At 68.7% G+C, this 12,249-nt stretch carries 9 protein-coding genes; 3 read left to right on the top strand and 6 right to left on the bottom strand.

All coding sequences use genetic code 11. The features are described from left to right. Nucleotides 1-84: 84 nt before the first annotated feature. The gene (locus OG823_RS34090) at nt 85-912 is read left to right on the top strand and encodes a hypothetical protein (RefSeq protein ID WP_371476372.1); all 828 of its coding nucleotides are present in this window, start codon (nt 85-87) and stop codon (nt 910-912) included. A 47-nt stretch (nt 913-959) separates the two neighbouring features. On the opposite strand, the gene OG823_RS34085 is transcribed toward OG823_RS34090, so the two are convergent. Together OG823_RS34085 and OG823_RS34080 are read right to left on the bottom strand one after the other, a co-directional pair. After that, nucleotides 960-2,657 (bottom strand): PAS domain S-box protein, encoded by a 1,698-nt coding sequence (locus OG823_RS34085; protein ID WP_371476373.1) that lies wholly within the window; start codon nt 2,655-2,657, stop codon nt 960-962. Between the two features lie 784 nt (nt 2,658-3,441). Continuing rightward, nucleotides 3,442-4,332, bottom strand: coding sequence for a PIN domain-containing protein (locus OG823_RS34080; RefSeq protein ID WP_371476375.1), 891 nt, complete (start codon nt 4,330-4,332; stop codon nt 3,442-3,444). A gap of 544 nt (nt 4,333-4,876) precedes the next feature. Here OG823_RS34080 and OG823_RS34075 point away from each other — a divergent pair. Together OG823_RS34075 and OG823_RS34070 are read left to right on the top strand one after the other, a co-directional pair. Continuing rightward, nucleotides 4,877-5,611, top strand: a complete 735-nt coding sequence (locus tag OG823_RS34075; protein WP_371476377.1) for a hypothetical protein — start codon at nt 4,877-4,879, stop codon at nt 5,609-5,611. Between the two features lie 206 nt (nt 5,612-5,817). After that, nucleotides 5,818-6,693 carry a hypothetical protein gene (locus OG823_RS34070; RefSeq protein ID WP_371476379.1) on the top strand — a complete coding sequence of 292 codons (876 nt, stop codon included), beginning with the start codon at nt 5,818-5,820 and terminating at the stop codon, nt 6,691-6,693. Nucleotides 6,694-7,126: 433 nt separating this feature from the next. Here OG823_RS34070 and OG823_RS34065 read toward each other — a convergent pair whose 3' ends face one another. From OG823_RS34065 to OG823_RS34050, 4 genes are all read right to left on the bottom strand, one after another. Continuing rightward, complete coding sequence (locus tag OG823_RS34065; protein WP_371476380.1) at nt 7,127-7,288, bottom strand: hypothetical protein; 162 nt, start codon at nt 7,286-7,288, stop codon at nt 7,127-7,129. 60 nt (nt 7,289-7,348) lie between these two features. Continuing rightward, nucleotides 7,349-8,062: a hypothetical protein gene (locus tag OG823_RS34060; RefSeq protein ID WP_371476382.1), complete on the bottom strand. Its 714-nt coding sequence runs from the start codon at nt 8,060-8,062 to the stop codon at nt 7,349-7,351. Between the two features lie 5 nt (nt 8,063-8,067). Continuing rightward, nucleotides 8,068-8,355, bottom strand: a complete 288-nt coding sequence (locus OG823_RS34055; RefSeq protein WP_371476383.1) for an RNA polymerase sigma factor — start codon at nt 8,353-8,355, stop codon at nt 8,068-8,070. Between the two features lie 158 nt (nt 8,356-8,513). After that, entirely contained in the window at nt 8,514-12,176 is a 3,663-nt protein-coding gene (locus OG823_RS34050) for a tetratricopeptide repeat protein (RefSeq protein ID WP_371476385.1), read from the bottom strand. Nucleotides 12,177-12,249 lie beyond the last annotated feature (73 nt).

Below are 12,249 nucleotides of genomic sequence, written 5' to 3'. Positions count from 1 at the left end.
GGCTGTCAGGGGACTTCGGCTGTTCGGTGGTTCGCCGGTCTCAACGCGCACGTCCGGGCCACGGGGCAGCATCGGGGTGCCGACGTGGGCCCGGTCAGTGGCTACGCCATCGGCACCTGGCTCTCGGGGCTGCGGGCGGCGGCGCAGGTGCCGGCTGGGGAGCCGGGGGCGCTGGCGGCGGAGCGGCGCCGGGCGTTGAAGGAGATCGACCTGTGGTGGTGCCCGGTGTGGCCGATCACCTGGCAGCGCAGCTTCGCGGTCGCCCGGTCGTGGTGGCTGGAGTGCGATGGGCGGGTCGATTGGACCGCCCTGCCGGAGTCGACGGTGTTCGAGGGTGAGCAGTTCGGTCGGTGGGTGCTCGCGCAGCGGGCCGGGTGGCCTGGCCTGGAGGAGGACCAGTGGGACCTGCTGACGGCGATCGGCGTCGAGGCCGACCCCGAGCTGGTGGCCGCGAAGGAGGCGGCCGAGGCGAAGCCGAAGGTGTCCCGGATGGACCGGTTCGAGCAGGGCCTGATGGCGCTGGCGGCGTGCGTCGGGCGTGAGGGCCATGTCCGGGTGCCCCGGGCGCACAAGGAGGTGCTGGAGGCCGTGGAGCGACCGGACGGGAGCGGGGAGATGGAGGCCAGAGTGGTCGTCGCGCTGGGCCTCTGGCTCAACAACACTCGGGCCCGGCGGGCGAAGCTGACGCCCGGCACCGGTGAGCCGGTTATAGCATTCCATTGGGTCCTGCTAGCCGATCCCGTGATGCTGCGGGGTCGGCCGGCGGCGTTCCGGTGCCGGGTCGGCCGAAGAAGGCCTGGGGATGAAGGCAGGCCGGTCCGGCGTGGAGTGGTGCCAGACCGACCTGCGGCGGCAATCACGCCTGTTCAGCTCGAGGGCGGCGGCTTCGGCACCAGTGCATCCAAGGGGTGACCGGCGCTGAGGAAGGGCCCCAATGCCGCCTCATCAGCTGCCAAGAGCTACCTCTGGCTGTAGTGGTGGAGATCCTCTACGACGGTCATCAGGAAGGCTGGCCCCTTGGCTGCGTCCCTGACGATGGAGTGGCGCAAGCGGACTTGCTGGTAGCTGCCGTCGCGGCGGGAGAGCCGGACTTCGGCCATGCCGGCCTCGGCGCTCGTGCGTTGCAGCAGGGCGAGGTCCTCGGGGTGGACGAGGTCGGCGAAGCTCTGCTGCCGCAGGAGGGCCCGCGGCCGGCCGAGCAGGCGGCAGAGCGCGTCGTTGACGCGGGTCAGCTGGCCGTTCCCGCCACCGTGCAGCTCGGTGATCGCCATGCCGCTCGGCGCGTACTCGAAAGCCTGCCGGAAGCCCTCCTCGCTGGCCCGCAGCGACTGCTGCTCCTTCTCCAGCCGGGCCAGCGCGCGCTGCATCTCAGCCCGTAGCCGGGCGTTGCCGATGGCGATGGACGACTGCAGGGCGAAGGATTCGAGTGCGGTGCGGGTGTGGGTACCGGGGTGTTTGCCGCTGTGCGGCTGGTCGACGGAGAGCACGCCGAGCAGGTCGCCGCTGGCGCTGTACATGGGGGCGAAGAGGAAGTCGTGCGGGTGCCAGTCATTGGTGAAGACGGGAAGCGGTCCGTCGCCCGTCCAGGTCGGGACGTCGGTGTCGATCGCCCCGGCCCGGTCATGGGGTAGGAAGCGCAGGGTGCCCCAGTGGTCGCTGACGTTCAGCATGCGGTCCCAGGACTCCCGGGCGCCGACCTGGCCGAGCAGCACCGCCGGGCCGTTCTCGCCGCTGTCCTCGAGCTCCCAGATGGCGGCCACCACCAGATCGCCGTCGGCGGGCCGCACCAGGTGCACCACGGCCACGTCGAACTCGAGCACGTGCACGGCCCCCTCGACGGTCGCCTGCAGCGTGCCGGCCAGGCTGCTCGCCGCGTTGAGATCAGCGATGGCGCGTTGCAGTACCTGGGGGTCCGGTTGGGCCTCGGCTTGAGCTCGTTCCAGTTCCGCGGATGCGCTCTTACGCGTGTAGGTGCGCTCCGTCTGCAGGGTGGCTTCCGCAGCCAGGAGGCGGGCTTCCAGCCGCAGGCACTTCTCCTCCGCATCGTGCTTGAGTGCCTGGGCGCGGGACAGCTCGATCCGAAGTGCCTCCAGTTCGGCCTTGAGGCCGCGGATCTCATCCCCGAGCCCGTGCGCTCCGTCGGTCTGGACATAGACATCCAGTTCGGCGGAGCTGGAGGCGTAGTGGGCAAGGGCCCAGTCACTCTCCAGCTGGCGGTAGCGCTGTTCCGCCTCACGGGTCTGATCCTCCGCTCCTTTGAGCGCTTGGAGCAGGGCGCGTTCACGGACATCTGCGAGTTTGAGTTCGCGTTCGGCAGCACCGAGGAGGTCCCTGAGCTGTTCGAGTTCGTACCGGGCGGGGTTGCGGACCTGCAACGCCTGAAGGCGTAGCTCGTATGCCTGGGCGCGGACGTCGTCGGTGACGGGGTTGCCGGTGAGGTCTGCGAGTTCCTTCAGGAGCTCGTCGATGAAGGGCCGGGGTGCGATGCGGTGTCCGTTGAGGTAGCGGGAGATCGTGCCCTTGTCGCGCCGGACGCGGGCGGCGTAGCGGGTGATGGAGATGGCGAGGGCGATGAAAAGCTGGTTGAGGAAGCCGGTGAGGGCCTCGACTTCGGGTTCGTGGCGTTCGGGTGGTTGCCCGGTCCGCTTTTCCAGCACTGCGTCTCCTCGTCAGGTCTTCGGTGTTGCCGGTGATTGGCAACGGTTGCAGCTAGCGCAACGACTGGGCCTGACGGAAGCGTAGGGGACAGGTTCAAACCGCCGCAGAGGAAGGGACTTTCGTGTCCGTTCAGCTGGGGCGGGCTGTTCAAAGAGCCAGGTCGGCAGCGGTTGACCGGCGCGATGGAGGGTGCAGGGGCGGGGCTCTCGTCCGGCTGGCCGGCTGGGCGAAGACGCGGGAAATCTGCGTCAGGGAAGGACTTGATCGGCGCCATGGGCTGGCTACCGTGCGGCGCCATGGGCTGTCAGGAGATGGTCTGGGCGGCTTGTTGTGTCCGGTTCGGCTTCTGTCGGTCCACCTGTCCATGACGGTGTACGAGACGAAAGAGAGATTTCGTGGACGAGTTGAGGCCGCGCAGCGAGATGACGGGCGCGGCGGGGTGGGACGGCGTCGAGTGCCGGGAACAGCCGGATCGGCGGGCGCAGCCGACGGTTCGGGTTGGGGTGCCGGCCTGGCGGAAGCCGGACCGAATGAGCGGAGCCATCCTCGCCGGAGTCGGCTCCGGCGTCCTGGTCGAGACGCTGCGTTTCCTGGCCGAGCACATCCAGGTGACCTGGCACTGAACCGGCGCTTCCTGGCCGGCCCGTCCACGGGCGGTTGACGTCGACGCCGTCAAGATCCCAGTGCAGTGCCCGGCCGCGCGCCGGACAGGCGCGGGCGGCCGGTCGGCCGGGGGCTGCGGCGGCACCGGGCCGAAGGGGTGCGGAGGCTGCTGCTCGACGCTCAGGTCTGCTCGCCGACCGTGTCCATCGCGGTGCCCTTCTTGCGGTACGCCTCCGGCAGGCGCAGCGTGGCGAGTCCGAGGTGGTGGGCGCGCAGGCGCATGCCGGTGTCGTCGGTCAGGACGCGGACGCCGGTCTGGGGGTGGAGAGCGGCGATGTCGGCGGCGCAGCGCAGGATGGCGAGGTCGGCGTCGGTGTCACGGTGGTCGCTGTCGTTCCACACTTCCAGGGTGGCTTCGCCGGGGCGGAGGTCGACCGGGGTGCCGGGCGCGGCGCCGCGGAGGGCGTTTTCTAGGTAGCGAATCGCGGTGGCGGCCTTCTTTGCGAGGGCACCGTCGCCGTACTTCTGCCGGTCCAGTTCGTCGATCACTTTCAGCGGGACCACCAGCCGCACCAGCTTCGCCTCCACCCCCTCGCTCTTGAGGACCTGGCGCCAGCGCACGTCCCCGGGCTGTGCCCAGTGGTTGAGCATGTTGGTGTCGTAGACGACGGGCAGGCCCGGGCGCTGGGCGAGTTCCTTCAACCCAGTCAGCTCGGCGAGGGCGTGCTTCATGGTCTGGTGCTGGCGCTCGATCTCGGCGGACAGGGCTTTGTTCCGGGCGGCGTACTCCGCCTGCACGCGCTCCGGGGCGGAGGGCAGCGGGAAGCCGCAGGCGGCGATGACCGTCTGGGGGCTGCCGAGTTGGAGGAGGTGCCAGTACGCCGGGGAGCGCAGGCCAGCGGCCAGGTCCGGTACGGCGAAGGCGCACTCCAGCGTCGGGAAGGTCTTCTCGACAGCGTCGGTGAAGGCCCGGAAGTAGTCCTGCGCGCCGCAGGCGGTTTCCCACACGGCGACGGCGTTGCGGATGGCGTCCTCGGCGTACTGCAAGGAGATGCCTGGATTGAGTCGCATTCCAGGATTCTGCCTCCCATCCAGAGCCTCCGGAACGGCTGGCACCAAACGAGCTGTTCGCCGAGAGGCCGCCCGTACGGGGTGCCAACCCCAGGCACGGGCAGAGTAAGCGCCAGCCGTACGAGTCGTCCGTCATCGGCTCCAGCAGCACCGAGTCGGCGGTCGGGTTGTTGAGGGTGGCCAGGGCGGGGCCGATGGCCGGGTACAGGTGGAGGCCGGCCGCTCGGACGACGTCCACCCAGACCACCTCGGCCTAATCCTCGGCGTCCAGCTCGGCCACCGCGATGCTCTGACGGGCCTCCTCACAGTTGCGAGCCGATGCCGTCGGCGCCGCCGCTGGCCGGATGAGCCCCGCGGGAAGCGCGGGCGAACGACCGACCGGGAGAGCAGTGTGAGGGACTACTCGGCCTGCCGGTAGTTCAGACAAATCCGCTGGTTGACGGCGCAGGAGGAGTGATCTGATGCCGCCATGGCCAAAATGAGTATCACGGTGTGTCTGCCTGCACGAGAGGCCGGCCGAGTGGAAGCGGCGGTCACGGAGGCGATGGCCCCCTTCGAGATCGACTACACGCGCGGCGACGACCTGGATATCTGGGACTCCTGGCGCATCACGGGTGGCACGGTGCACGCCGGCGGGTACAACGTCCTTCCGGGTCATGAACGGGATGCCAGGCTGCTCCACGAGCTCCCGAACCGGTGGCTGACCGGGCACGTGCCGGTCCCCAACGACTTCGGCTGGTGCGCGGGCGGGCCTCGCGAACTCCTCGACTTCTCCGCCTCGCCCGAGGCGGCGTGCGAGCTGGCCGACGCGGTGTGGCACCGGTGGCACCAACTCGCGGCAGAACTGCCGCCACCCCGCCCCCTGGGCTCCTACCTCGCCCGCCATTTCGCCGAGGCGATGACCTACTCGTCCCAGCAGGCCCATGCCGACTACATCGCCCAGCCCCTCGTGCGGGCGTTCACCGACTACCTGAAGACGGTGCCAACGGAGCGCTTCTCATCGGCGTTCCTCTTCCTACAGGACCCGGTCGCGAAGGTGGGAGGCACTTCCCGCGAGGAGTTCATCGCCCGCAGCGCGCCCTACGCTCTGCGCCGACGCAATGTCCTCACCTTGGAGGGCTGGTGGTACGAAGACGGCGACCCGGGTGTGCACGGCGCCTGCCACAGCGGCGCCTGCCCGCACGAGCCGGATCTGGCACCGGGCTACGACCACGTCAACAGCTACCTGGCGGCGCTGCACGGCGACACACTCCTGGTCAACGTGCACTGCCACGTCTGAGCGACGGCCACACTCGGTTCGCGAGGAAGGCCCACGGTGCTCTTGTGAGTCACCGACATCTCACCGCCCAGTGATCATCTACTGCTCTCCGGAGTGGGCGATATTCGCTCTCGCTTCTCACGTACGCAGCCAGCTGGTTGACGCACTGCTAGCGGCATGAGCGAAATGCATCGACTAGTCCGAGGCGCAGCACCTAAGTTCTGGTCATGAGCCCGGACGAGCTTGAACTGCTGAGAGTTCTTCTGCAGAACATCGACAACGTATTGAAGAACTGCGTGCCGCTCCGTGACGAGGTGTGGCCGGTCGGAGTAGGGAGTTCGCTGGCCGGGGATGACGCGAAGGCCTCCCCGTACCACCTCTCCCACAGCGTGCAGCATGCTCTGCAGGTGGCGCTCGACCATCTGCAGTGCCTACGGTCGGCGCTGGTGGCCCGGGAAGAGCCCGACCGGATATCGGTGACCTTGCCGATCCACGCCGGTGCCACGCTGGTACGAGGTGCCCTGGAGAACAGCGCCCGGGCGATCTGGTTGTTGGCCCCTGCTCAGCGTCTGGAGCGGGTAAGGCGACGCCTGGCACTGCAGGCCGACGACCACAAGCAGAACCGGGCCACCGCGGCAGTACTCACAAGCTCCATCGCCGCGTACAGGAGCGTCGACCCGGACTCCCTTTTCCAGCGGACCGAGGATGAGCAGAAGGACCAGCTCGTCAGGTTGCTCCTCGCAGCGGGCTGGACCTCGACCGGCCCCAAGGACACGCCGCAGAAGGCCCTGAAGTGGCCCACCTACGCAGAGGTGGTCCGCGAAGCCGGTGCCAGCCTGCCCCAACCGACGGACAGCGACCGCACCGTCGATATGGGCAAGCTCCTGGAGTACGTGTGGAAGACGTGCAGCGCCTTGGCCCATGGCGACTTCACGGGCTCCCTCAGCATCCTCGGCAAGGAGATCCAGGCAGAGTACGACGGGGTGTCACATGTCAGGCTGACCGGGTCGGTCTACCACCTCCAGCTCGGAACGTCGCTGGCCTGCCTGAGCATCATCACGGCGTTGAAACTGCACGAGCAGCGGAGCCGTCAACTTCGTTGAGGAGCCGCCTACCAGCCAGCCACCGAACACGCGGAAGCCTCAGAAGCCGTCGCGGAGCAACGAGGCCCCCCCGGCCGTCACCCGCAGGAGCAGGACGGGACGAAAGCGGCAGGCAGGGCCTTCCCCTCGACAGCGACATCGACGCCTTCGTCCTGGCTGCCCTTCCGAGGAGGCGCTCAAGGCGCTCTGAGTCGAGAGCCACGGGAACCGCAACGACCGCAGTCGGCACAAATAAGGGCGCCGGCCACCAGATGGTGGCCGGCGCCTCGGTGTCTACGACCGACGGCGGCACCTCTACATGGCGCCAGGGTTGAGCTCGGCGGTGAGCCGGAGCCGGAGCCGGCTGGAGTCTCGATGGTGCCGCACCCGGGCGACCTGGAACGGCCCGGGCCACGAGGATGGGCTGCAGCGCTCAGCCGCCGGTCCTGACAGGTCAGGACCGGCGGCTGAGAAGGATGGCGAGCAGGGTGCGGGCCTCCATCCGGCGCGCGGGAGTGGGCGCGGCGATGGCGGTGATCGCGATGGCGGTGATGGTCCCGAGGTAGCCGGTGACCGTGGTGGCCAGGGCGAAGGTCGCGGGGTCACGTACGGGCATGGAGTTCTCCTGGTCGGATTCGGGCCGGGCCCGCGCAACCCACGCGCGGGCCCGGCCGGGTCAGTGGGCGGCGAGTTCGTGCAGCTGATGGGCGATGTCGTCGGTGGGCAGGCTGAACGGCCCGCACATCTCGTCGGTACCGCCGGGCAGGCCGTCGATGGCCACGCGCAGCGCGTGGTCCGGCGACGGCAGGCTGGCGGTGTCCCGGATCGGTGGAGCTAGGCGGGAAGCCAGACGCGGGTATTCGGGAACGTCGGGCAGCGACGGCTGCAGGGGTGCCGTGGCGCCCTCCTCCAAGCGGGCGGCCTGGAGGAACCAGTGCTCGGCCTCGCGCAGCTCGCCGGCGCGGATGTGGTGGAGGTAGAGGCAGTAGGCGGCGGTGAGGTCTCCGTCGCCGGCGGCGAACTGCCACCACCACTGGGCTTCGAAGGGCAGGCCCGCGAGGTCGAGCAGGCAGCCGAAGACCAGGCCGCCGCGTGGCTCCCAGCGTGTCACCAGGGCATTCACCAACGTGTCGGCGCCGGGCTCGTTGATGACGAGCTTGGCCAGGGCCTTCAGGTCGCGGGCCGCATCGTCGAGCAGGGGGCCCAGCGGCGGCAGGACCGGCGCGGCGGGCCCGGACGCGCCCGGGCTGGGCGACGCGGCGGCGGGGGCCGCCCGACGGGCGGCCTGCTTCTCGGCGACGTACCGGCGCCCGGCTTCGAGGTCATAGCAGGGTCGGGCTTCGGGAGCGGGGCCGGCGCCCGCCAGCAGGCGGTCGAGGTCGTAGGTCATCGAGATCACTCCTGGTCGTCCTTGGCGGTGTCGAGGTGCAGCAGGCGGCGCGGGGCGAGCCGGGCTCGAATCTTCGCCTTGGCCTGGGAGGCGAGGGAACGGACGGTGTTCTCGTCGATGCCCATCGCTCGGGCGGTGCGCTCGACGCTGGAGCGGTTGAGGTAGCGCAGGATGATGACGTCGAACTTGGCGCCGGACAGCTCCAGGACCGCGGCCGCGACGGAGACGCCGACCTCAAGGTCGGTGGTGCCGGCGTCGATACCAGTGATCAGAGGCTGCGCCTGCCGGTGCACCAGTTCGGAGAACAGGATCCGCTCGATCAGGAGTCGGTGCTCCGCGCAGCGGGCCGGCTGGCCTGGCCTGGAGGAGGACCAGCAGGACCTGCTGTCAGCGGTCGGCGTCGAGGCCGACCCAGAGCTGACGGAACCTCACCTTGAGCTCGCGAGGCCCTTCAGCTTCCTTGGTGTGTCAGCACAACACGGGCGGCGATGGTCTTCTCAGTGTCGGGAGCGAGGTCGAATAGCCTCATGAGCCAACTGGCCGCCAGCTTGTGGCCCAGTTCGGCGACCAGCGCAGCGTAGAACTGGGTGAGCGCGTCTTCCAGCGGCGTCCCCACGTCATCGCGAGCGGCGATCCCGTGGCGGAGCCCAGCAAGGGCGAACGGAAGCGAAGAAGCGGTGACCCATGGCTGCGTCAGGGTGTGCCAGGCCAGCACCTTGAGGTTCTGGTTGACAGCCCCAGGTGCCGACGCCTTCGCCAGGCCGTTGGATGCCTTGGCCAGCCATTGGGCAATGTCCTGCGGGTATTGCTCACTGATGTGGGTGATGCAGCCGAGAACGAACGAGGCCACCGGTTGCGGCTCGGTCCATGCCTGTGGGCGGGACAGCGCTTCCGCGACGGCCTTCGCGCGCCAGCCGTCCGCGAGGGCGGCTGCGGTGTAGAGGTCATGGGAGAAGTCGATGTCGGCGTAGTAGTGGCGCAGGAGTTCTGCCTTGGCGAGCAGGACCTCGTCGGTGCTGAGCTGGCCTGATACTGTCGCCGCGTTGAGGAGGTCAAGGGTTCCGAACGTAGGGACCTCGCTGGAGTGTGCAAGGGAGCGCAGCACTCGGTCGTCGGTCCACAGGACCAGCCCGTGTTCCTTCGCGTGGTCGAGTGCGGTGAGCCACTGCCCTCTGCGGTGTGCGGGGAGCGGGAAGCTTCGCAGTTCCGGATGCGGAACCCTGGCAGTCGACCTGAGGATCTCGAGCACGCGGCCTGCAGTGGAGCGGTACCACTCCAGCTCGCCCTCATCCTCGGAACGAACGCCCGGATGCTGACCTTCGGCATCCCAGACGATCGTGAGGTCTGACTGCAGGGCCAGTGACTCCTTCGCCTGCAGCGCGTCCTGGAACAGCTGATCGGTGGTGACGACTCCATCGGGGAATCCGATCAGGATCTCGGCCAGCCGAGGGTCCAGCAGCGCCAGAGTGTGCGCGACAGTCGGATCGATGACGGCACGTACGCTCTGGGCCGCAGTGACTGCTTCGGCACCTGCGGCATCGGCCATGGCGTCGCGGGCATACACGAAGCCAGCGGCACGGCGCAGACTGACCTCAGTGTAGGTGCGGCCCACCACCCACGTCAGGATGCCCAGAGGAAGGTCGCCGCTGGCAACCTTGTCCCGGACCTCTCGGGTGTTCTCGAATGCCTGCCTCAGATCGTCGGCAAGGTTGGCCAGTGGATCACTGTCAGGGCCCAGTTGCACGGCCCGGAACTGGGAGCTGCCAGGGAAGCGTTCCAGGTAGCGCTCGGTGGCTTCCCTCAGTTGCTCGCCGTCCTCCTCGCTCCAGCGCTCCTGGGTGCCGGCCGCGCTCGCGTGCAGTGTCGTGATGAAGCCGCCGAGAAGCTCCTCGTCATCGGGCCAACGCCGCATCAACGTCAGAGCCTGGCCTACGAAGTTCGCGTCGTCGGAGTACCTCACCCCCAGGGCAACCCACAGCAGGGCCTCGTGTTCGGTGCGGGGCTCGATGGGCGTTCCTTGATCGACCAGTACGTTCCAGGCGTCCTCGGTCATGCCGCGGGCCACGTGGCAGCGGGCCAGTGCCCACAGGGCGTCGTGGTCATGCGGGTTGAGTGCGAGCATGCTGCGCGCCGCGGCAGCGGCTCGATCGGGGTTGCCTTCTGCGAACTCCGCCTCGACCAGGAGCGCGTACATCTCGCTCTTGCTCTGGGAAGGCCAATCGGGGCCGCCCAGCTCCAGCGCGTCCCGCGCGCAGTCCCTTGTCATCCCCGGCCTATCGGCCTGCCGGTATGCCTTGGCCGCCATGGCCATCAGGGAGGCGTCCCGCCAGTGCTGGGCGCCCGAGCGCAGGGTACGTGCCCGCTGTTCCCGCTCACCGGTGACCTGGTAGTGCTGCGCCAGCAGAATCACGAAGATTGGGCTCTTGGTGACGTTGGCGCGAAGGACGGTGAGGTCACCGGTGGCGCTGGACCTCGACGCCCGGGCGATGAGCCGGATTTCGGCGACCCGCTCAAGGTGGGCCGCTTCGAGGTCGTGAAGGCCGGCAGGCTCCACTCCGCACTCGGCCAAGCCCATCGCGGCGTGAAGCTGCCCCTGCTCAGTGGTAGCCGTGTCCCATACAGCCTGCCAGGCAGCCTGGAGCTGCGGAACCTGCACCTGGTCGCCGCTCTCCCGCTCCAGGGTGAGCGCTGTGATCTGCGCTTTGACGTACGGGCTGTCGATCTGGCCCTGGAGGTGCCTGGCTTCGTCCGTCCGTCCGGTGAGCGCTGCCAGCAAAGCCCTGTACTCAAGCAGGCGGACATCGCGCGCCTCACGAGCGGTGGCCTGACCCTCGGGCTGTTCCTGCATCAGATCCCATGCGGTGGCGATGTCACCGCACGCCTGTGCTGCCTGCACGGCGACCACGATGGGCTCCACGCTGTCGCCGAACCACGAGCGCCGGCTGTCGCGCGCCTTGATCGCGAGCGAAAAAGCCTCCCGAACCTCCGTCAGCCACTGGTCGCCGCGTCTGCGGTCTGCGCGCCCCAGAAGTATCTGGGCGATCGTCAGCTGGACCCCAGACAAGGTGCCGTTCGGATCCGCGGCACGCAGGCAAGCCAGGGCCGCATCGTCCTGCCCCGTGTTTGTGAGGGCGGTCGCTTCCACCGCGGCTTTCAGTACGCGGGTGGTCTCGGTATCGGGTTGCCATGACGCGATGTGGCTCAAGGCCGCGTTCCAGTCAGAGTCGCAGAGCGCAGTCGTGGCAAGGAGCGGCGGGGATCCGGGGTCGGTGTTGGCGGCCAGGAACGCCCGAGCCTCCTGGTCTTCTCCGTCCGCCATGTACTGCTGCGCAACCAGCACGACCCACTGGTCCCGTGGAAATCCGCCATCGTCGATGCACCGCCGGAAAAACACGGCCGCCGCCTGGTGGGCGTCGTAGTCCGAGGCGAGCTGGCCCAGCCAGCCGAAAGCGTCTGCAGGTGCCTGCTCCGCCCAGCCCGGCAGGCTGCTGGCCCACTGCCGCAGAAGCGCCCTACGGTTCTCCCGGTTGCTGTGCAGAAGCCCCACTGCCTGCTCGATCGCAGGCCATGCGCCCACCAAATCCTGCGCACTCTGCCGCGCGCGGGGGCTCAAGGTCGACAAGCCCGTCGGGAAGTCCGTTCGTACATCCAGCCGGGCAAGGATCGCGGTGCCGGTGGCAGCAGCGTGATCCATTCGGGTGAGGAGGTCGTCGCGAACGTCCGTGAACATCGCCTGCAGGCTCGCCTCAGTAACCTCCCGCAGGCCTGCCAGCGCACCCAGTCCTTCGGCCTCCCGGTCGTGCTTCCACTTCTCCAGCAGTTCCACCGGGTACTCGGCACTCCGAGGACCGTCAATCGTCTTGTGGTGCGGCTTACACATCAGGAGCAGGTTGACGAAGCTGTTGCGTTCCCTGACTGTCCGAGACGGATCGAAGCGGCAGCCGCCCTTCTCGAGCGCACGGATGTGGGCGATCTCCAGGTTGAGCATCGGCTCCCCACCCACCATGCGAAGGATCGGCTCACCGCAATCAGGCCAGTAACACGCGCCGCCTGCCAGCGTCATCAACCCGGCGACCGTCGCGTTGCTGTAGGTACGGCGCGGCTGCGAAGTCACAGAACCCTCCACTCACAACAAGACACCCAGCCTACGAGCACCCACCGACAACCACGCCGGTCACGGTACGAGC

It is taken from the genome of Kitasatospora sp. NBC_00315 (assembly GCF_041435095.1).
Lineage (GTDB): Bacteria > Actinomycetota > Actinomycetes > Streptomycetales > Streptomycetaceae > Kitasatospora.
Note: the sequence above shows the minus strand (reverse complement) of the source record. Positions and strands in the feature narration are given on the sequence as shown.

Coding starts and splice junctions, on each gene's coding strand:
- OG823_RS34080 (WP_371476375.1), bottom strand. CDS start 4,332: ATGCGACTCAATCCAGGCATCTCCTTGCAGTACGCCGAGGACGCCATC.
- OG823_RS34075 (WP_371476377.1), top strand. CDS start 4,877: ATGGCCCCCTTCGAGATCGACTACACGCGCGGCGACGACCTGGATATC.
- OG823_RS34070 (WP_371476379.1), top strand. CDS start 5,818: ATGAGCCCGGACGAGCTTGAACTGCTGAGAGTTCTTCTGCAGAACATC.
- OG823_RS34065 (WP_371476380.1), bottom strand. CDS start 7,288: ATGCCCGTACGTGACCCCGCGACCTTCGCCCTGGCCACCACGGTCACC.
- OG823_RS34060 (WP_371476382.1), bottom strand. CDS start 8,062: ATGACCTACGACCTCGACCGCCTGCTGGCGGGCGCCGGCCCCGCTCCC.